At 40.1% G+C, this 21,200-nt stretch carries 17 protein-coding genes; all 17 read left to right on the top strand.

Annotated elements, in window-relative coordinates:
* The first annotated feature begins 195 nt into the window (after positions 1-195).
* The 17 genes from AWM74_RS03450 (at position 196) to AWM74_RS03370 (ending at position 21,141) form a co-directional block, all read left to right on the top strand.
* Complete coding sequence (locus tag AWM74_RS03450) at positions 196-1,098, top strand: substrate-binding domain-containing protein (protein ID WP_026465244.1); 903 nt, start codon at positions 196-198, stop codon at positions 1,096-1,098.
* A 214-nt stretch (positions 1,099-1,312) separates the two neighbouring features.
* Positions 1,313-2,188, top strand: a complete 876-nt coding sequence (gene pstC, locus AWM74_RS03445; RefSeq protein ID WP_026465245.1) for a phosphate ABC transporter permease subunit PstC — start codon at positions 1,313-1,315, stop codon at positions 2,186-2,188.
* Positions 2,188-3,003 (top strand): phosphate ABC transporter permease PstA, encoded by an 816-nt coding sequence (gene pstA / locus AWM74_RS03440; protein ID WP_026465246.1) that lies wholly within the window; start codon positions 2,188-2,190, stop codon positions 3,001-3,003. The genes pstC and pstA overlap by 1 nt, the downstream gene beginning before the upstream one ends.
* 32 nt (positions 3,004-3,035) lie before the next feature.
* Entirely contained in the window at positions 3,036-3,803 is a 768-nt protein-coding gene (pstB, locus tag AWM74_RS03435) for a phosphate ABC transporter ATP-binding protein PstB (protein WP_034257926.1), read from the top strand.
* A gap of 331 nt (positions 3,804-4,134) precedes the next feature.
* Positions 4,135-6,954: an excinuclease ABC subunit UvrA gene (gene uvrA, locus AWM74_RS03430; RefSeq protein ID WP_026465248.1), complete on the top strand. Its 2,820-nt coding sequence runs from the start codon at positions 4,135-4,137 to the stop codon at positions 6,952-6,954.
* 104 nt (positions 6,955-7,058) lie between these two features.
* Complete coding sequence (locus AWM74_RS03425; RefSeq protein WP_026465249.1) at positions 7,059-8,213, top strand: exonuclease SbcCD subunit D; 1,155 nt, start codon at positions 7,059-7,061, stop codon at positions 8,211-8,213.
* Positions 8,213-11,386 (top strand): AAA family ATPase, encoded by a 3,174-nt coding sequence (locus AWM74_RS03420; RefSeq protein WP_026465250.1) that lies wholly within the window; start codon positions 8,213-8,215, stop codon positions 11,384-11,386. The genes AWM74_RS03425 and AWM74_RS03420 overlap by 1 nt, the downstream gene beginning before the upstream one ends.
* A 111-nt stretch (positions 11,387-11,497) precedes the next feature.
* Positions 11,498-12,961, top strand: coding sequence for a DUF4097 family beta strand repeat-containing protein (locus AWM74_RS03415; protein ID WP_026465251.1), 1,464 nt, complete (start codon positions 11,498-11,500; stop codon positions 12,959-12,961).
* Between the two features lies 1 nt (position 12,962).
* A complete protein-coding gene (locus AWM74_RS03410; RefSeq protein WP_016897957.1) occupies positions 12,963-13,151 on the top strand; it encodes a PspC domain-containing protein in 189 nt (62 codons plus the stop codon).
* Positions 13,152-13,170: 19 nt separating this feature from the next.
* The gene (locus AWM74_RS03405; RefSeq protein WP_026465252.1) at positions 13,171-13,503 is read left to right on the top strand and encodes a PspC domain-containing protein; all 333 of its coding nucleotides are present in this window, start codon (positions 13,171-13,173) and stop codon (positions 13,501-13,503) included.
* Between the two features lie 2 nt (positions 13,504-13,505).
* The gene (locus AWM74_RS03400) at positions 13,506-13,859 is read left to right on the top strand and encodes a phage holin family protein (protein WP_026465253.1); all 354 of its coding nucleotides are present in this window, start codon (positions 13,506-13,508) and stop codon (positions 13,857-13,859) included.
* Between the two features lie 408 nt (positions 13,860-14,267).
* Positions 14,268-15,194, top strand: coding sequence for an HPr(Ser) kinase/phosphatase (gene hprK / locus AWM74_RS03395; protein WP_060774341.1), 927 nt, complete (start codon positions 14,268-14,270; stop codon positions 15,192-15,194).
* A gap of 57 nt (positions 15,195-15,251) precedes the next feature.
* Positions 15,252-16,094, top strand: coding sequence for a prolipoprotein diacylglyceryl transferase (lgt, locus tag AWM74_RS03390; protein ID WP_026465255.1), 843 nt, complete (start codon positions 15,252-15,254; stop codon positions 16,092-16,094).
* A gap of 89 nt (positions 16,095-16,183) precedes the next feature.
* Positions 16,184-17,179: an NAD(P)H-dependent glycerol-3-phosphate dehydrogenase gene (locus AWM74_RS03385; RefSeq protein ID WP_051218130.1), complete on the top strand. Its 996-nt coding sequence runs from the start codon at positions 16,184-16,186 to the stop codon at positions 17,177-17,179.
* Positions 17,180-17,237: 58 nt separating this feature from the next.
* Complete coding sequence (galU, locus tag AWM74_RS03380; RefSeq protein WP_016897951.1) at positions 17,238-18,110, top strand: UTP--glucose-1-phosphate uridylyltransferase GalU; 873 nt, start codon at positions 17,238-17,240, stop codon at positions 18,108-18,110.
* 198 nt (positions 18,111-18,308) lie between these two features.
* Entirely contained in the window at positions 18,309-19,190 is an 882-nt protein-coding gene (trxB, locus tag AWM74_RS03375) for a thioredoxin-disulfide reductase (RefSeq protein ID WP_051218133.1), read from the top strand.
* Positions 19,191-19,416: 226 nt separating this feature from the next.
* The gene (locus AWM74_RS03370) at positions 19,417-21,141 is read left to right on the top strand and encodes a phospho-sugar mutase (RefSeq protein ID WP_026465258.1); all 1,725 of its coding nucleotides are present in this window, start codon (positions 19,417-19,419) and stop codon (positions 21,139-21,141) included.
* The last annotated feature ends 59 nt before the right edge of the window (positions 21,142-21,200 follow it).

The raw sequence follows: 21,200 nt of genomic DNA, 5'->3' as shown, positions 1-21,200 counted from the left end.
GTAAATTTAGCCGATGAGGGAAGATAAATGAGAATTTACCAATGAAATTTACACAAACTTTACAATATATTTACATAACTGGCGGTAATTTACATTTTATCCACTTAGATATTTACAATCATCTTATATAATAATCTTGTAATCGTTTGGAATATGGTTATATGGATTAAGAAAAAGAAAAGGTGGAAAGTATAAATGACTTTTAGTAAGCTTTCAAAATTGGTTTTAGCGTTAGGTGCTTCAGCTGCTTTAGCTGCATGTGGAAACAGTGACTCTAGTAATGACTCAACGGATACTAGTTCTGATTCAACAACAGAAGCGGCAGCAATTACTGGCCCTATTTCAGTAATCTCTCGTGAAGAAGGTTCTGGTACTCGTGATGCCTTCGTAGAGGCTACAGGCGTTATGGCTGATGATGTTGATAATACTACTGCTGCAGCTACAATCATGAATGGTACTGACCAAGTAATGACCGCTGTTGCTGATGATCCAAATGCAATTGGTTATATTTCTTTAGGTTCATTAAACGATACAGTAACTGCTGTTTCTGTTGATGGTGTTGAAGCTACAGAAGAAAACGTTGCATCAGGTGACTACGCAATTTCTCGTCCATTTAACATTGTATATCAAGGCGAATTAGAAGGTGTAGTAGCTGACTTCCACGATTTCATCTTCTCTGAAGAAGGTCAAGCAATTGTTCTAGAGGAAGGTTATGTACAAGCTAAAGCTGATGCGGAAGCTTATGCAGGCGATGGCTCTCAATCAGGTTCTATCACCGTTGTTGGTTCTACTTCAGTTTCTCCAGTAATGGAAAAATTAGCTGAAGCTTACCAAGAATTAAACTCTGGTGTTCAAGTAAATGTTACTTCTAACGGTTCATCTGCAGGTGTTAAAGCTGCTACTGATGGAACTGCAGACTTAGGTATGGCTTCTCGTGCATTAGCTGACGATGAAACGGATGTAACAGCAGAAGCAATTGCTACTGATGGTGTTGCGGTAATCGTTAACCCTGAGAATGGCGTTTCTGACTTAAGCTTAGATACAATTGCTGGTATCTTTACTGGCGAAACTACTGACTGGGAAGATACTGCTCAATAATTCCGACTAGTTAAGTAACAACTAATGGTTTATCTTGTTAGAGTTGCTACTCCTATATAGTAGCAACTCCTTTTATGTTTTAAGGGTATTTTGGATTATTCAGAGGTCGAATAACCAATTGTGAATTTATGGGGTTTTTAAAACCGTCCAGATAAGTTATAATTTCCCTTGAACACATTTTTAATCGTGAATTTGAATTTAATAAGGAGAACATATGAAACAAAATAATATGTTGGAAACAGTAATGAAGTATGTCTTCATGTTAGCTGCTTTCACTTCAATTCTTGCCTTGTTAGCAATTTGTTACTTTATCTTTGCAAGAGGGATTCCTTTTATGGCTGATTATGGCTTTGGTCAATTCTTGTTTGGAGACAAATGGCAACCATCTCAAGAAATTTTTGGGTTAGCACCAATGTTAGTAGGTTCACTATATGTGACCTTGATAGCATTTGTACTAGGAGTACCAACAGGTGTATTTACTGCAATGTTTATGGCTTTTTATTGCCCTCCCAAATTACATAAAGTTTTGAAACCAGCAATGAACTTGATGTCTGGTATTCCTTCTATTGTATTTGGTTATTTCGGTTTACAAGTATTGGTTCCAGGTATTCGAACTTTTTCAAGATCTTTAGGAATTGCATCAAATGGTATGAGTATCATGACAGCGGGTATTGTTTTAGCAATTATGATTTTACCTACTATTATTACCATGTCTGAGTCTTCGTTGCGTGCAGTACCAAAAACTTACTATAATGCATCAGTTGGTTTAGGAGCTGACCATGATAGAACATCTTATGTGATCATGATGCCGGCTGCTAGATCGGGGATTTTCTCTTCTATCATTTTAGGTATTGGTCGTGCTGTTGGTGAAACAATGGCTGTTATCATGGTTGCGGGGAACCAAGCAATTTTCCCACGTGGCTTATTCCAAGGTGCACGTACAATGACTGCTAATATCATCTTAGAGATGGCTTATGCAACTGGTACTCACCAAAACGCCTTAATTGCAACAGGTGCAGTATTATTTGTTATTATCTTGATTATCAATGGTATCTTCGCATATGTTAAGAGAACGGGGGTAAATAGCTAATGTCTAAAGTATTACGTGGACTCACATATTTCTTTGCAGCAGTTACTTTCGCTTCTCTAATTTGGATTGTTGGTTACGTATTAGTGTCTGGTGTACCACATTTAAGTACCGATCTTTTCTCATGGAAGTACACTACAGATAACGTTTCAATGATGCCGTCTATTATTACAACCCTTTATGTTATCGGTGGATCGCTATTATTAGCAATTCCATTAGGTGTATTCGCTGGTTTCTATCTAGTTGAATATGCTGGTAAAAATAACAAATGGGTTGAGGGTATCCGTATTGCAACTGATACATTAACTGGTGTGCCATCTATTGTATTTGGTTTATTCGGTATGCTAGCCTTTGTATCCGCAGCAGGATTCCAATATTCATTAATTTCAGGTATTCTTACTTCAGCAATTATGGTATTACCATTAATCATCCGTAATACTGAAGAAGCATTAATGTCAGTTAAAGACAATTTACGTCAAGCAAGTTTTGGTTTAGGTGCTGGTAAATTACGTACAATTTTTAGAATTGTTTTACCAATTGCAATGCCTGGTATCCTATCAGGGATTATCCTTGCTGTCGGACGTATCGTTGGTGAAACAGCAGCCTTGATGTATACACTAGGTACATCAACATCACTACCTAACTCAATCTTCTCTTCTGGTCGTACATTGTCACTACATATGTATGTACTATCAAGTGAAGGTTTACACCGTGACCAAGCGAATGCTACTGGTGTAATACTATTATTAGTTGTATTAGTGATCAACGGCCTATCTACATGGTTATCACAACGATTTACAAAAGGAGGACAAAATTAATCATGGTTGAAAACAACAATCTTAAAATTAAAATGCAGGCAGAAAACATGGACCTTTACTATGGTAACTTTAAAGCCTTAGAAGGTATCAACATGCCGATTTACGAAAAACAAGTAACAGCATTAATCGGTCCTTCTGGATCAGGTAAATCTACTTTCTTAAAAACATTAAACCGTATGAATGACCTTGTTGAAGGTTGTCGTATTGAAGGTAAAATTACATTAGATGGTAAAAGTATCTTTGACCGTGACATGAACTTAAATATGTTACGTAAAAATGTTGGTATGGTTTTCCAACAACCAAACCCATTCCCAATGTCAATCTATGACAACGTTGCTTATGGACCACGTACTCACGGTATCCGTGATAAGAATGAATTAGATGAAATTGTTGAAACTTCATTACGCGGTGCTGCAATCTGGGATGAAGTAAAAGATGACTTAAACAAAAACGGTATGGCTATTTCTGGGGGACAACAACAACGTGTTTGTATCGCGCGTGCCTTAGCAGTTAAACCTGACGTATTGTTAATGGATGAGCCAACTTCAGCTTTAGACCCAATTTCAACGCTAAAAGTTGAAGAGTTAGTACAGCAATTACGTGACGACTATACAATCGCAATTGTTACCCACAATATGCAACAAGCTGCGCGTGTGTCTGACTACACTGGATTCTTCTATGCAGACCCAGAAACTGGTCCAGGTAAATCTCACATTATTGAATTTGGTGAAACAGACCAAATCTTTAACAACCCAACCAATACACAAACAGCAGATTATGTTGCTGGACGTTTTGGTTAATCCATATTCCAAACCAATAACCTTTTCAAGCCACTGGCATTTGTCGGTGGTTTTTCTTTATGCGCAAATCAGGTAGCTAGTGGAGGGTAGGGGCTTTTCGGTGAGGCTTGGTTAGCTACAAACTGAATATTTTTGCTGATATACTAAGTTGAATATTATGCAACGAACATACGTTTGTGTTAAAATAGAAGAGTATTTGAGACAAATTATTCGCAACAAATGCGAACTATGTCATAATAGATAAATAGATATAAGTGATAAGGTATAATCATTGATTGCTGAACTTTAAACGAGGTTTAGTAATGAGGTATAACAATAAGGAGTGGCATGATTGAGAGATTTAATTAAAGTAAGGGGCGCTCGTTCCCATAATCTAAAAAATATTGATATTGATATTCCCCGCGATCAAATGGTCGTTGTAACTGGTTTATCAGGATCTGGGAAAAGTACTTTAGCCTTCGATACCTTATATGCAGAAGGACAAAGACGTTATGTAGAAAGTTTATCGGCCTTTGCACGTCAATTCTTGGGTAATACAGAGAAACCAGATGTAGATTCTATTGAAGGGTTAAGTCCAGCTATCTCAATCGACCAGAAGACTACCTCAAGAAACCCACGTTCAACAGTAGGAACGATTACTGAGGTGAACGATTATCTTCGTTTATTATATGCTCGGGTTGGCCAACCAATCTGCCCAAATGATGGTACCGAAATTACGAGTGAATCTTTAGACCAAATGTTAGACCGGATTTTAAGTTTGCCTGAACGGACTAAAGTGCAAATTCTATCTCCAGTTGTTTATGGTAAAAAAGGTCAACATAAAAAGATCATCGACGGTATCCGTAAACAGGGATATGTCCGTGTGCGTATTGATGGCGAAATCTATGACATCGATGATGTACCTGAATTAGATAAGAATAAAAAACATCAAATTGATATTGTGATAGACCGTTTAGTGATTAAAGAAGATATTAGAGGGCGTTTAGCTGACTCTTTAGAAGCGGCTCTTAGATTAGCTGATGGCTATGCAGTCTGTGATTTGATTGATGGTGACGAAATTCTCTTTTCAGAGCATTATTCATGCCCCCACTGTGGATTTACAGTAGGTGAATTAGAACCCCGTCTATTCTCATTTAATGCGCCTTATGGAGCATGTGAGGAGTGTACTGGTTTAGGTTCAAAAATTGAAGCTGATCCTAATTTAATTGTGCCAGATAAAAATAAAACATTAAAAGAAGGGGCTATCGTACCTTGGGATTCAAAAGGTTCTGCTTTCTACCCAACCATGTTGGAACAAGCAGCTACTGCCTTTGAGGTGCCAATGGATGTACCTTTTAAAGAACTTACACAAGAACAACAAGACCTGATTTTATATGGGTCTGGCGAAGAAGAATTCCATTTCTATTATCAAAATGAATTCGGATCTGTTCAAGATAAAATGCGGGTATTTGAAGGGGTTATTCCAAATGTCCGTCGTCGTTACCAATCTAGTCAATCTAAGGCTATGCGAGAAGCTATGGGTCAATATATGACCGAATTAGAATGTCCTGTATGTCATGGTAAACGTTTAAACCGTCAAGCCTTGTCAGTAAAAATTGGTGGTCAAGATATTGCTGAAGTAACCCATAAAGCGATTGTGGATACCATTGAATTTTTTGAGGGGTTAGATTTATCTGAACAAAATACGACGATTGCTCAACCAATCATGCGTGAAATTGCCTCACGGTTAAACTTCCTAGAAGAAGTTGGCTTAAACTACCTAACTTTAGACCGATCTGCAGGTACCTTATCAGGTGGGGAAGCGCAACGTATTCGTCTAGCTACTCAAATTGGATCAAACCTTTCTGGAATCATGTATGTCTTGGATGAACCTTCAATTGGATTACACCAAAGAGACAATGACCGTCTGATTAAATCATTGAAACGTATGCGTGATTTAGGTAACACCTTGATTGTCGTTGAACATGATGAAGAAACCATGCGTGAAGCAGATTATCTAATTGACATGGGACCTGGTGCTGGTGAATATGGTGGCGAAATTGTGGCTGCAGGTACACCAGATGAAGTGGCAAATAATAAAGACTCTATCACAGGGCAATACCTAAAAGGTGCCCGTAAAATTGATTTGCCAGAAAAAAGACGTAAAGAGGATAGAGGGACTATTCATATTAAGGGCGCTAGTGAAAACAATTTGAAAAATGTTGATGTGGATATTCCAATTGGCCGTCTAAATGTGATTTCAGGTGTTTCTGGATCAGGTAAATCCTCATTAGTTAATGAGGTCATGAAAAAGTATCTGATACGTGAACTAAATAGAGCAAAGATGCCTCATGGTAAAGTAGATGAAATTTCTGGCTATGAATCATTAGATAAGGTTATTGATATTGACCAAAGTCCAATCGGGCGTACGCCACGCTCTAACCCGGCAACATACACATCTGTGTTTGATGATATTCGTGATCTTTTTGCACAAACCAATGAGGCTAAACTACGTGGTTATGGAAAAGGGCGTTTCTCATTTAATGTTAAAGGTGGCCGTTGTGAAGCATGTAAAGGTGATGGTATTTTAAAAGTTGAAATGCATTTCCTACCTGATGTATATGTACCTTGTGAAGTGTGTCATGGAACCCGTTATAATTCAGAAACCTTACAGGTAAAATATAAAGGTAAAAATATTGCAGAAGTTTTAGACATGCGCGTTGAAGAAGCTTTAGAATTCTTTACGGCAGTGCCAAAAATTCGCCGTAAATTACAAGCGATCGTCGATGTAGGTCTCGGTTATGTGACATTAGGTCAACCAGCGCCAACCCTATCAGGAGGGGAAGCGCAACGGATGAAATTGGCCTCTGAGTTACAACGTGTAGCAACTGGGAACACCTTATATGTTTTAGATGAACCAACTACTGGTCTACATACAGAAGATATCAAGCGATTAATTGGTGTTTTACAACGTTTAGTAGATGCTGGTAACACCATTGTCGTGATTGAGCACAATTTAGATGTGATTAAAACTGCAGACTATATCGTGGATATTGGCCCGGAAGGTGGTGCTCAAGGTGGTAAAATCGTTGCTTCTGGTACACCTGAAGAGGTTGCTAAAGTGAAAGGCTCATACACAGGTAAATACTTAAAACCATTGTTGAAAAAATAGAATAAAATAGAAAAACACTATGTTGACGATAAATATTACATTCATCTTGAAACATAGTGTTTTTTCTTTAAAATGAAAGATTATGAGAAGGAAGTGGGATAGTAGTGAAAATTGTACATACAGCGGATTGGCATATTGGAAAAGTGGTCAATAACCACTCTCTAATAGAAGACCAACGTGCCATATTAAATGACTGGCTAGCACAAACTGTCGCTTTAAAGCCTGATTTGGTGATTATGGTAGGCGATTTATATGACCGGACTTTACCTAGTGGTGAAACGGTTCAGTTAGTCAATGAAATGCTAACGAAAATGTCACAAGAACTAGCTTGTCCCATTTGTATTATCGCTGGAAACCATGATTCAGGTGAACGAGTAGGTTATGCTGCAGGTTTACTGTCAGGACAAGGCTTACACATGGCTGGTGTCCCTAGCACCGAGATTCGAAAGGTTGAAGTTGGTGACGCAGATGTGTATCTATTACCGTTTAGCGATCATCTAACAATTAAACGTCTATATCCTGAAGAAACTATCCATAGTATTGAGGATGCCACTAAGGTACAGGTAGCGCGAATTAAAGACAAATGGGATCCTAGTCGGGTCAATATCATCCTTTACCATGGTTATGTAACTGCTGGGGCCATTGAAGGGGCAGGGGAAGACTTAGAAAAATCCGATTCAGAACGTCCCTTGTCCATTGGTACCAGTGAATATGTACCCCATACTGTCTTTGATGGTTTTGATTATGTGGCGCTTGGTCATTTACACGGGCCGCAACAAGTAGGTAGTCCGCGAATTCGCTATTCAGGTTCACCCTTGAAGTTTTCTAAGTCAGAAGTTCATCATCATAAGGTCTTTTTAGAGATTGACTTGGATAAAAAGGCAGACACTATTGAAGTTGTGAAGCACGAATTAAAGCCTGATAAGGATATGCGGGTTATGCGCGGTCAATTTGAAGATTTGTTACAAGGGCAATCAGATGACTATATCTTCTTTGAACTAACGGATGCCTATGCTCAGCATGAAGCTATGAATCGCTTGAAGAAACGGTACCCAAATGCTATGAGCTTAGAATATGTAGCTTTAGAAAATAGACAGCGACAAGACTTGAAAACCAAACGTCATGAAGTGCAAGCAACACCTGTATGGGACCAGTTTGCTCAGTTTTATCAAAATAATACGGACCAAGAATTATCAGCATTCCAAGCGGAAATTGTCCGTGATATTTTCCAATCAACCTTAAAGGAGGATAAGGCATAGTGAGACCTATTAAACTTGAATTGCAGGCTTTTGGACCTTATAAAGAAAAAACGAGCCTAGACTTTACAGACTTAGGCGATCAGAACTTATTCTTGATTTCAGGATCCACTGGTGCTGGTAAAACGACCATTTTTGATGCCATTGTTTACGCCTTATACGGAAAGACTTCTGGTTCATCTCGTGATATTAATGAATTGAAGTCGCAGTTAGCTGAAGATGAAAGTGTTGCATATGTACGGTTAACCTTTATGATTCACGGGAAAACCTATACGGTGGAACGGATTCCCAAGCAAAAACGGCCGACTAAAAGGGGCTTAATTCGAGAGCAGAATGCGGAAGTAACCTTAGAAGGGGAAGATTTTTCACTAAGTAAAACGCAAGAAGTGGATAGTAAGTTAGTTGAAGTTCTTGGTTTGTCAGCAGATCAATTTAGACAAATTGTCATGTTGCCACAAGGAGAGTTTAAAAAACTCTTGGAAGCTAGCTCGGGCGAAAAGGAAGCCATTTTACGGACCATATTCCATACTGATTATTTAGACCGGTTCCAACAAGCCATTGCTGAACGGTTTAAGCAAGCTAACCAGGAAGTGGGCGCCTTGAAGAAACAGGTAGACCAACATAGCCAATCATTTGTGACGTTTGTAGATAATGAAGCGATAGCAATCGCGGAAAATGTTGATGAAGAGGTCGATACGGCTGACAAGAGCTTGACAGAAAAAGACCGGGTTCAAAATTGGGTAGATCAAGAGGACTATCAAAATCTTTCTGAATGGGCTGGAACTAAAGTAGCTGACTTGGACAAAAAGAATGCTGATTTAAGTCAACAAATCACTGGTTTTGAGACTACTATTCAACAGCTAGAAGGCTTTATTAAGCTTTTAGCCAGACAGGATAAATTACATCACCAAGAAGCTTCCATCAAAGAACGTGAAGCGACCATTACTAGTGAACGAAAGTCTTTGCAACAGTACCGTGAAACACAAAATGCTTACCAGTTGATCCAACAAATTCAAAAACAAGCGCATAAACAGGGGCAATTACAAAAACTGGTGAAGGAGAAAACGGGCTTATTACAGGAAGCGAAGGGTCGTTTACAAACTGTCAAAGCAGAGCAAGCTGAATGGCAAGACCAGATTCAACAAGTAGATAGCTTGCGAGCAGAATTGCAAGACTTGGCCATACAAGAAAATAAATGGGATAACTATTTAATACAAGAAGGTAGTCTCAACAAGCAAGTGGCTTACGGCCAAAGTTTGGCTGAACAAGCGACAAAATTAACCAGTCAGATTCAAGACCAGGAAAAAGCGGTCGAAGCTGGGCAAGCATCTCTGAAAAAACTGCAAGCAGAGTTAGAACAAGTAGGGGATCTCAACCAACAACAAGTCCTAGTTGATCAAAAAATCTATCAATATAATTTGTTGGTAAAAAATTATGAGGACATGGTGAAAACCAACCAACAGATTGCAGACCTTACTGTTCAAGTAGAAGTTGACCAGAGAGTCTATCAAGCAAAAGTAGACAGGCGAAATCGTTTGGAATTGGCTTATAGCCAAAATCTGGCAGGAGAATTAGCCAGTCAATTGGTTGAAGGTCAACCTTGTTTAGTTTGTGGATCTATTCATCATCCAGCCCCAGCTGCTGTGCAAGAGGATGCAGTGACAAAAGAAATGGTTGAGGCAGGGGTGGAGGCTGCGCAAACAGCTTTCCAATCTTATTCAAGTAAAATAGAGCGTCTATCTGCCATTCAGGGGACGTTTGACCGAATAATTGCTAACCAAGGTATTGAAGGCATAGCGACGGATGCGACAAGTAATCATGAAAAACTTGAAGTATGGCGGGCTCATCTAGATAAGGAAGCTGAAGATATTCAACAAAGCAAGTCTCATTTAGATAAGTTATGCCAGACCAAGCAAGATTTGGACAAACAATTAAATGACTCGACTAAGCAAGTGGATGAAGCGAAGGCGACTTTGAATAATATGCAAATCGAGGCGTCAACTCTTAAAGGGCAAACAGCGTCTAACCAAAGCGCTGTTGAAGAATTGCGGAAAGAAATCGACCAATTAAAAGGTCAATTAGTTGGCAATTCAAAAGCTGTTGTCACAGCTGAATACGAGGCAAAAAACAAGACCTTAGCGGAAATTACAACTAAAGACCAAGAGTTGAAGACTCAATTAGATAAGCACCAGCAAGAAGTTGCTCAGCTAACCACACAGATTGCAGGATATAAAGGTCAAATCAAGCAAGGGCTAGTGGAATTACAAGCTGATCAAACTGCTTTGGATAACGCGATGGCCGACCGTCAAGAAAGTCAGGAAGACATCTGTCAAATCCATCAAAGTCAAAAGAATTGGGCAGCTATTGAAAGTGAAATTCAACGTTTTGATAATGAGGTTTATGCCTTTAATGAAAACAAAGCAACAAATCAAAAAGAAATTGAAACAGCTGACTTAGATAAAAATGCCGAGACTTACCAAGCGGAAATTGCCCAAGAACGGATTAAATTAGCTGAATTTAAAGCTAGAAAAGATCAGGTGATTTCAATAAAAGCCCAATTAGACCATGCTATTTACCTATTTAAGGATAGTTTCGCATCCTACCAAGAAAAAGGGCGTCATTTCGGGGAACTATCGCTCCTAAACAAGGTAGCCAATGGGAAAGAGAAGGCTTATGGCTATATTTCCTTTGAACGCTATATTTTAGGTTTGTATTTTGATGAAATTCTCCAATATGCTAATGAACGATTGATGGCCATGACTCAAATGCGGTATGAATTTAGACGGATTGTCGAAGGACAGTCTGGTGCAGGGGCTAAAGGACTTGACCTAGCTGTCTTTGACTACCAAGCTGGTGGGAAGCGGTCGGTCCAATCCCTATCTGGTGGAGAAGGCTTTAAAGCTTCCTTAGCCTTGGCCCTTGGTCTGTCTGACGTGATTCAAAATGATGCCGGTGGTATTGAAATTGGCACGCTCTTTATTGACGAAGGTTTTGGTACCTTAGACCAGGAATCCTTGCAACAAGCGATTGAAACCTTGACTGATTTGCAACAAGCGAGCGGCCGTATTGTTGGGATTATTTCTCACGTGGCTGAATTGAAACAACAAATTCCAGTCCACTTACAAGTGTCTGCCAGCAACGACGGGTCCAAAGCCTTTTTTACAGGGGTTCAATAGGGCTAAAATCAAACAATTGTGAAATTAGGTCCATAGACCTATGACATTTACCTCCAAAGTTGGCAAAATATAGATAACAAAGGAAAGCTAAACAACTAGGAGGTTGTCACAATGACGAATCATAAAGAACGTATTTTAAACTTAGTTAAAGAAGGCATTTTAACAAACGAAGAAGCGATTATCTTATTAGAAAACAGAGCGAAGCAAGCTGAATCAAACCCTACAACACAAACGCAAGTTGAGGAAGAAAAAGATATCTTAGATGACTTTTATGCTGATTGGGAAAATGACCAGGCGGTAAATCAAGATGATATTACTGGCCGTACGCAAAAAGTGGCTATTCAAAAAGACTTGGAAGCGTCACTCGCAACCAAGTTAACTGAGCGTCAAAATTTGGTTAACCAAGAAGGGAAATCTGAAGTAACTCATATTGAAATTGATCGTTTGACTGAAGAAATCAACCAATTGACGGAACAAATCCACCAATTGAAAGAAGATATTATTCAAATCGATGCGGAAAATCCAAGACCATCAAAAGAGACGGCACAAGCAGATTCAAAAGTTGACGAAAGCCAACCGATTGAAGAAGAAACTGAAGAAAATGCTTACGACTACAAAAATATCGTTGGCGACTTCTTCACTAAAACACGGTCAGTTTTAGACCAAGTGCAAGATAAGGTATCAAAAACAGTGAAATTTGAAAAAGGTAGCGGATCAATTCCAATTCCTAAATTGATTACCCATGATTTTGAAGCGACCTATGAATACACTGAACCATTATCGATGGTGGATATTCAAATAGCGGCTGGTCAAATTGAGTTAACATCTTGGGACCAACCAACTACGAAATTAACAGTCGTTGGTAAGTTATACGGCGATTTCGATGAAGAAGATGCGCAAACTACCTTTGAAAAAAGAGCAAACTTAGAATTTGTTGACGGGGCCTTAAACTTGAACATGATTTCTCGTTTTATCAAGACAGATATTGTGGTACAAGTGCCAAAAGACCGCTTAGACTTTATTAAAGCGAGAACAATTTCTGGCCCTGTAACGGTTGAAGATATGGATACGAATGATATCTATATTCAAACAGTTGATGGCGCGATTAATATCGAAAACTTTACAGCTTCAATGATTGAAGTGGATACGAAAAATGGTCAATTAACCTTAAACGATGTGGAAGCCTTAGATTTAGTGGTGAAATCATTGAATGGTAGCCAACGATTGAAAGGTCACGTAGAAAATGTATTGATGGAAACCTTAAATGGGGACATCGTGATTACAATGGACGCAAAACCTTTAGTTCGTGCCCAAGTAGAAACAAAAAATGGCGATATTAAATTGAATATGCCAGCAGGTACAGCGGTTGATGGGTTAGCCCACACCAACCAAGGTGAAATCATGTTCCGTTCAGACTTAATTAAGAGTCAATCACAAGTCAACGATCAATTTAACAAACAAAAAGCATTTTACCATGATGTAGCTGAAGAAAAGGCTTATCGAGTGAACTTGAAGACAATGCGTGGTAATATTCGCGTGAAAGATGATGCTGATATGCGTAGAGGAGAGATTTAATATGTCAGGGAGATTAATGAAGTCAAGAAAAGATAGTTACTTATTTGGGGTATGTGGTGGTATTGGTGAATACTTTGGTATTTCTGGTAATTTAGTCCGTATCATCGCAGTATTATTAAGTTTGACACAGTTTCCAGTTTGGCTAATCTACATTATTTTAATTTTTGTAATGCCCAACAGAAGCCACTAAGAAGGTAGGAGTGAATAGAATGGCTAAGAAATTAACAAAATCACGTAATGACGTAAAATTAGATGGTGTATGTGCCGGGATTGCTGAGTACTTTGAAATTGACCCAACGATTGTCCGTGTAATTTTTGTCTTCGTCACACTTTCTGGCGGAGCTGGGATACTGATTTATCTATTGTTAGCATTGATTTTACCAAGGGATGAAGGTCGTACACGTGTAGATAGACATGACCGTGACGAATACCGTCAGACTAAATCATTTGATGCTGAAGATCAGGACGACTATAATGAATCTAGCTATAGTAAAGATTCAAAAGACAATCCTGATGAGGAAGAAAGTTGGCGTGATTTTTAATTATGAGACGGTTTTTATTAGCAACACTTATTGATGCATTAGGCTTGATGGCTATTTCGTGGATTCTTGCCCCTAATGTATATGTGGCAGATTTTTGGTCAGCAATCTTAGTAGCTATCGTATTGAGTATTGTGAACTCAATTATTCGTCCTATCGTAAACTTGTTGGCATTACCATTAAATATCCTAACATTCGGTTTGTTTAGATTAGTCGTCAATGGCTTTATGTTTATTATCGTAGGCTTGTTCTTCCCAACATCCTTTGTATTCGCAAACTTCTTTTACGCAATCGCCGCAGCCTTCTTGTTCTCGATGTACCATTGGTTCTTTGAGAAATTTATCGAAGCCGGGAAATAATGAAGGATGTGAGAAATGTCGCTTAGACTCGTAACGGTGGAAGACATAAGTGTGATGGTACATCACACACTTCATGTCTGAAGCGGCACGATCCTGACATTTTGAGCTCGACTAAGAAGGGTGCGAGAGCCGACGCTCAGACAGGAACGTTGGAAGTTTAAGGCAGTAGTTGGCGAAGTCAGCTACAGCTTAAGCTGAAACGCAGCCCTGTCTGGAGGCTCGAACCCGACTAGGGTGCGAGAGCCGACCTAGTCGAATTTATTTTAAATCCTAATCCGCTTGTTGATCTGAATGCCAGATTGACGGGCGGATTTTTCTTTTTCACAAATTACAGCTTATCCAACTGTCCATATGGGTCTAGTATGGTAAAATAGGGGCAAAGTGACTTGTTAAGAAAGGAAACCGTATATGACAAAGGTAACCGTGAAAGATTTAGTCGAAAAATTTGATTTTGAGGTTATTTGTGGTGCAGATTATTTAGACCGCGAGATCATTACCAGTGATATTTCGAGACCTGGTTTGGAAATTACCGGCTATTTTAACTATTATCCATCTGAGCGTGTCCAATTGTTTGGACGTGCAGAGCATACATATTTGTCTAGAATGACTTCGGATGAGCGTTTATTAATTATGCGCCGTCTCTCAAAAGAAGATACACCATTCTTTATTTTCTCTAGAGGATTACAACCGGAATATGAAGTGATTCAAGCTGCTGAAGAAAATCATATTCCTGTATTAAGTTCAACAACAACGACGACCCGTCTGTCTAGTAACTTAGCGGAAATGTTGCATGCTCACTTAGCAGAGCAAATCTCAAAACATGGGGTATTTGTGGATGTATACGGGCTGGGTATTATGATTACTGGCCATTCTGGTGTAGGTAAATCAGAAACCGCTTTAGAACTTGTAAAAGGTGGACACCGTTTAGTGGCTGATGACCGCGTAGATTTTTATCAACGTGATGACACGACAATTATGGGTGAAGCGCCTGAAATTCTACGTAATGTCATGGAAATTCGTGGTCTTGGGATTATTGACGTGATGACTCTTTACGGGGCAGGTGCAGTTCGTAAAGAACAACAGCTAAACTTGATTATTGACTTGAAAGACTTGAAAAGGGGGGGCAATTTTGACCGCCTGGGTACTGCGGAAGAGCGTGAACAAATTTTAGAGGTCGCGATTCCCAAAATTACCATTCCTGTCCAAACTGGGCGGAACATTTCAAGTATTATCGAGGTAGCAGCTATCAACTTTAGAGCCAAATCAATGGGCTTTGACGCTGCACAAATGTTTAACGACCGTTTAACGACACTTATCGACAACAACAAATTATAGATGGTATTAAATAAGGATTTAACTAAAGGAATTAACACATAGGAGAGAAAGAACAAAATGATGAATATAGCTGCAATAGATCCAGTCGCTTTTGATATATTCGGCTGGCCAATCCGTTGGTACGGGATTTTTATCGGGGCTGCTATTTTATTAGCCCTTACATTTGCTTCAAGAGATTTTCGTCGTAAGGGTTGGGATGAAGAATTTATTTTAGACGCAGCTGTATGGACCATTCTAATTGGTTTTGTTGGTGCACGTGCTTACTACGTTTTATTTGAACTAGACTACTACCTACAAAATCCAGGCGAAATTCTACAAATTTGGAATGGTGGGATCGCCATTTATGGTGGTGTCATCGCCGGAGGATTAACCCTTTATTTCTACGCTAAATCAAAGAAAATGGCCCCCTTATTCGTAACGGATACGGTAGCGCCCTACCTATTACTAGCGCAAGCCATCGGTCGTTGGGGTAACTTCGTTAACCAAGAAGCCCACGGTGGGGAAGTGACTTTAGAATTCCTGCAAGATACCTTACATTTACCGCAATTCATCGTTGACGGCATGCATATCAACGGAGCTTACTACCATCCAACTTTCCTGTACGAATCAGTCTGGAACATCCTTGGGGTAGTTGTTCTATTATTCGTCCGTTCACGCAATAAAACCTTGCGTATTGGCGACACCACCTTACTATATCTGATCTGGTACTCATTTGGCCGCTTCTTCATCGAAGGGTTGCGGACAGACAGCTTGTGGTGGGGACCATTCCGTGTCAGCCAAGTATTAGCCGCCGTCTTATTCATCGGCGCATTATTGATTTTTGCTGCACGCCGCATGAACGACAAGTATTATGAATACTACTCTGAACACAACGGTCCGGCTTACAAATCAAGTAAATAGAAAATATACCAATAGATTGGAGAAGTGATGACTTGACGTCCAAAAATATTGCCGTACTAGGCGCTGGCTCATGGGGAACAGCACTTGCCATGGTCCTTGCAGAAAATGGCCATCAGGTGACCTTATGGACGCATAATCCAGAACAGGCCCGTGAGATTCAAACCACTGGGAAAAATGACCATTATTTACCTGATCTAGTGTTGCCGAAGAATATCATTGCAACAAATGATATGGCCCTAGCCTTGGACCAGGCAGACTTGATCAACTTCGTCGTGCCCACCAAGGCCATACGGCAGGTAGCAAGCCAGGTGGTTACTATTTTGCAGGAGAAAAATGTGCACGAATTACCGGTCATTATGCACGCGGCTAAGGGATTAGAGCAGAGCACCCATCTGCGGATTTCTGAGATTTTAACGGAAGTCTTCCAGCCAATTGGTCAAGCGAGGGTGGTGGTTTTATCAGGCCCAAGCCACGCAGAAGAGGTGGTCAAACATGATATTACGACTATAACAGCGGCTTCAATTGATGACGAGGCCTGTCACTTAGTCCAAGAAGTATTCATGAATGACTACTTCAGGGTCTATACCAATCCAGATATCATCGGGGTTGAACTGGCAGGATCATTGAAAAACATTATCGCTTTAGGTGCTGGCGCCTTAGTGGGAGCAGGTTACGGGGACAATGCCAAGGCGGCTTTAATCACCCGAGGACTTGCTGAAATTACCCGGTTAGGGGTGGCCATGGGCGCTGATCCGTTAACCTTTATGGGCCTATCAGCAGTCGGTGACTTGATTGTTACCGCTACAAGTATCCACTCAAGAAACTGGCGGGCCGGCCAACAAGTTGGTCAAGGTCAAGCGGTGAAAGACGTAGAAGACCATATGGGTATGGTTGTTGAAGGGTTTGCAACAGCTGTTTCAGCCTATGAATTGGCCCAAGAAGAGGGCGTTGATATGCCGATTACCCAAGCAATTTACAAGGTGATTCAAGGAGAATCTAGTATTCAAGATGTGATCACCGCCTTAATGGCTAGAGAACGCAAAGGTGAATTGCAGTTTGAAGATGACTTAAAGGATATTTTTTAACGGCAATTTGTTTTATAATGAAATGAGAAAATTTAACAGATAAATGGAGGATTCATTCATGGCGAAAGTAAGAAAAGCGATTATTCCTGCAGCAGGGCTAGGTACACGGTTCCTACCTGCAACAAAGGCAATGGCGAAAGAGATGTTGCCGATTGTTAATAAACCAACCATTCAATTTATCGTAGAAGAGGCCTTGGCTTCTGGAATTGAAGATATTCTAATTGTTACTGGAAAAAGTAAACGACCAATCGAAGACCACTTTGACTCAAATGTTGAGTTAGAGTCGAACTTGGCAGATAAGGGTCGCGATGACTTGCTTGAAATCATCGGGGAAACGGTTGGTTTAAACCTATTCTTCAAACGTCAATCTTATCCAAAAGGGTTAGGAGACGCGGTATTACAAGCAAAAGCCTTTGTTGGTGACGAGCCTTTTGTCGTAATGCTTGGGGATGACTTGATGGTTGACGAAGTGCCATTAACTAAACAATTGATTGACGCTTATGATGTCACAAAAGCGTCTAACATTGCGGTAATGCCTGTACCACATGAAGATACAGATAAATACGGGGTAATCGATCCTGAAGCGCAATTCTCTGAAAAGATCTACAATGTAAAACAATTCGTTGAAAAACCAAAACCAGAAGATGCGCCATCAAACTTGGCTATTATCGGTCGTTACTTGTTAACGCCAGAAATCTTTGACTTGTTGGAAACACAAGGTGAGGGTGCTGGTAACGAAATTCAATTAACAGATGCCATTGACCGTTTAAACAAAACGCAACGCGTGTTTGCGTATGAGTTTACTGGTCGTCGTTATGATGTTGGGAATAAATTGGGCTACATGCAAACAAGCATTGAATACGGCCTTGAACAAGACGATATCAAAGAAGGTTTGAAAGAATATTTACTATCCATTGAAGATGAACTTTAATGAGAGAATTTTTGTGAAAGGTTGTAATTAGCTTGAGCTAGTTGCAATCTTTTTCCCTTAAATCGTGTTAGAATGGTAAGCGACGTTAAGAAAAGCAATTGATTATAAAAATGAAAAACTACAAGAAAGGATGTGTACAATTTGGCAGAAGAAATTCAAAAATTTGATGTAGTTGTGGTTGGTGCAGGACCAGCGGGTATGACTGCTGCCTTATACGCATCACGGGCTAACTTGTCCGTAGCATTATTAGAACGTGGAATCCCTGGTGGCGAGTTGGTCAATACAGCGGATGTCGAAAATTACCCTGGTTTCAAAAACATTCAAGGACCAGACTTGGCCAATGAAATGTACGAAGGGGCTATGCAATTTGGTGTGGTCCACGAATTTGGGACGGTCACTAAAGTAACGCCGAATGAAGGGGCGCATTTACTGGAAACAGATATGGGTAAAACTTACCAAGCTAAAGCGATCATTATCGCAACTGGTTCTGTTCACCGTAAATTGGGTGTGCCGGGTGAAGATAAATATTCAGGCCGCGGTGTTTCTTACTGTGCGGTTTGTGACGGGGCTTTCTTCCGTGATAAAGACCTTCGTGTAATCGGTGGAGGTGACTCAGCCGTTGAAGAAGGGACTTACTTAACGCAATTTGGTAAAAACGTGAATATCGTTCACCGTCGTGACGAATTACGGGCTCAAAAAATCTTACAAGACCGTGCTATGTCTAACGATAAGGTTGATTTCACATGGGATACAGTTGTCAAAGAAATCAAAGGAGACGACATGAAAGTCACTGGTTTAGCCGTTGAAAACGTTAAAACTGGTGAAATTACTGACGTGGATACAGATGGTGTCTTCATTTATGTTGGTTTGATTCCAAATACCGAAGCATTTGCTGATTTAAACATCACAGATGAAGAAGGTTGGGTGATCACAAATGAAGATATGCAAACAAATATTCCTGGTATCTTCGCCATTGGTGATGTTCGTCAAAAGAAATTGCGCCAAATTTCAACAGCAGTCGGTGACGGTGCCATTGGTGGCCAAGAAGCCTTCAATTACATTGAAACCCTAAACGACTAGTTCTAAACATCATATAAAAAACAGTTAAAGCAAGGTGAATGTGCGTTAACTTGAAGGGGGTAGGCTTTGGTCTATCTCCTTTTTGATTGAAAAAGGACGAATCTTCATTTAAGCTGGCACCCTATATGAAATTGCCAATCAGCTTGTCTTTGATATATCTTTTTTTATAAAATTTGATACAATAAGGTTAAGATGTTATCGCTTTTAAAACTAGGGAGGCTACATGATGAACTGGAAAGAAACTTACTTACAATGGCGTAATTTTGAAGACTTAGACGATGCTTTGAAAGAGGATTTAGCGTCTATTGAAGCTGACGAAAAATTGCTTGAGGATGCTTTTTATCAACCATTGAGTTTTGGTACAGCTGGTATGCGCGGGATTTTAGGTGCCGGCATTAACCGGATGAATATTTATACCATTCGTCAAGCGACTGAAGGATTGGCTAACCTACTAGAAGATTATGGCCAGGATGCGAAGGACCGAGGGGTGGCGATTGCTTACGATTCTCGTCATATGTCGCCTGAATTTGCTATGGAATCGGCGAAGACTTTAGGGGCACACGGGATTAAATCTTACGTATTCGAAGCATTACGCCCAACGCCTGAATTGTCATTTGCAGTTCGTGAATTAAATGCCTTTGCGGGGATTATGATCACAGCTTCTCACAACCCGGCTGACTACAACGGCTACAAGGTTTACGGGGAAGATGGTGGACAAATGCCACCAGTGGACGCGGATGCTGTAACGGCCAACGTACGTGCGGTTGAAAACCCATTAACTGTTGAAGTGGGCGATGAAGCAGCTCTTAAGGCTGACGGCACAATTACGATTATTGGTGAAGAAATTGACCAAAAATACTTAGACAATATGAAGGCTGTTGTGGTGGACCAAGCTGTGATTGATGAGATGGCTGACCAAGTATCTATTGTTTATACACCGCTACATGGTACGGGTCAAATGTTGGTGGAACGGACTTTAGCTGACGCTGGGTTTACCAATGTCACCTATGTGGCTGAGCAAAAAGAGCCGGATGCTGATTTTTCAACGGTTAAATCACCAAACCCTGAAGAAGCGGGTGCCTTTGAAGTGGCTGAAAAGTACGGTAAGGACAATGACGCGGATATCTTAATCGCGACTGACCCGGATGCTGACCGTATGGGTGCAGCTGTAAAATTGCCAAATGGTGACTACCAAGTGATTACTGGTAACCAAATTGCCGCATTAATGACGCATTATATTTTAACCGCTAAGAAAAATACAGGTACATTACCTGATAACGGAGTGATTTTAAAATCCATCGTATCAAGTGAGATGCCAACAACGATTGCCAAATCATTTGGTGTTGAAACAGTTGACGTATTAACTGGATTCAAATTTATTGCGGAAAAGATCAAAAACTATGAAGCTGATGCTAGCAAGAATTTCCTATTCGGTTTCGAAGAAAGTTACGGATATTTAGTGAAAGCCTTCGTTCGTGATAAAGACGCCGTTCAAGCGACTTTATTATTAGCTGAAGTAGCCGCTTTCTACAAGAAACAAGGTAAAACAGCTTATGACGGCTTACAAGACTTGTTTGCTGAATACGGCACCTACCAAGAAAAAACAATCTCTGTAAGCTTACCAGGCCAAGAGGGTGCAACGAAAATCGAATCCATCCTAAATAATTTGCGTGGGGAAGGTTTAAGTGAAATCGCTGGTCAAGCAGTTGTTGAAACTGAAGACTACCTACAAGATACGCGCCAATTTGCTGACGGTACTACTGAAGCCTTAGGCATGGACAAATCAAATGTATTGAAATACTATCTAGCAGATGAAACATGGATTGCCGTTAGACCATCAGGTACAGAACCAAAAATCAAGTTCTATATTGGTGTGGTCGCTGATTCACTAGAAGCAACACAAGCAAAAATTAAGGCATATGAGGCAGCCTTAAACGACTTAACGGCTTAAGTGTATGCTGTCTGGCAGCTTTATCGATAAAAGGGCGACCTTTCATCTCCCCTTTAAGG

It is taken from the genome of Aerococcus urinaeequi, from assembly GCF_001543205.1.
Classification (GTDB): domain Bacteria; phylum Bacillota; class Bacilli; order Lactobacillales; family Aerococcaceae; genus Aerococcus; species Aerococcus urinaeequi.
The sequence above is the reverse complement of the archived record's forward strand: the minus strand, read 5'-3'. Positions and strand labels throughout refer to the sequence as shown.

What these genes read in the sequence shown, in the direction of transcription:
- AWM74_RS03450 (WP_026465244.1), top strand. Translation starts at nt 196, where the DNA reads ATGACTTTTAGTAAGCTTTCAAAATTGGTTTTAGCGTTAGGTGCTTCA.
- pstC (WP_026465245.1), top strand. Translation starts at nt 1,313, where the DNA reads ATGAAACAAAATAATATGTTGGAAACAGTAATGAAGTATGTCTTCATG.
- pstA (WP_026465246.1), top strand. Translation starts at nt 2,188, where the DNA reads ATGTCTAAAGTATTACGTGGACTCACATATTTCTTTGCAGCAGTTACT.
- pstB (WP_034257926.1), top strand. Translation starts at nt 3,036, where the DNA reads ATGCAGGCAGAAAACATGGACCTTTACTATGGTAACTTTAAAGCCTTA.
- AWM74_RS03415 (WP_026465251.1), top strand. Translation starts at nt 11,498, where the DNA reads ATGACGAATCATAAAGAACGTATTTTAAACTTAGTTAAAGAAGGCATT.
- AWM74_RS03410 (WP_016897957.1), top strand. Translation starts at nt 12,963, where the DNA reads ATGTCAGGGAGATTAATGAAGTCAAGAAAAGATAGTTACTTATTTGGG.
- AWM74_RS03405 (WP_026465252.1), top strand. Translation starts at nt 13,171, where the DNA reads ATGGCTAAGAAATTAACAAAATCACGTAATGACGTAAAATTAGATGGT.
- AWM74_RS03400 (WP_026465253.1), top strand. Translation starts at nt 13,506, where the DNA reads ATGAGACGGTTTTTATTAGCAACACTTATTGATGCATTAGGCTTGATG.
- hprK (WP_060774341.1), top strand. Translation starts at nt 14,268, where the DNA reads ATGACAAAGGTAACCGTGAAAGATTTAGTCGAAAAATTTGATTTTGAG.
- lgt (WP_026465255.1), top strand. Translation starts at nt 15,252, where the DNA reads ATGATGAATATAGCTGCAATAGATCCAGTCGCTTTTGATATATTCGGC.
- AWM74_RS03385 (WP_051218130.1), top strand. Translation starts at nt 16,184, where the DNA reads ATGGTCCTTGCAGAAAATGGCCATCAGGTGACCTTATGGACGCATAAT.
- galU (WP_016897951.1), top strand. Translation starts at nt 17,238, where the DNA reads ATGGCGAAAGTAAGAAAAGCGATTATTCCTGCAGCAGGGCTAGGTACA.
- trxB (WP_051218133.1), top strand. Translation starts at nt 18,309, where the DNA reads ATGACTGCTGCCTTATACGCATCACGGGCTAACTTGTCCGTAGCATTA.
- AWM74_RS03370 (WP_026465258.1), top strand. Translation starts at nt 19,417, where the DNA reads ATGAACTGGAAAGAAACTTACTTACAATGGCGTAATTTTGAAGACTTA.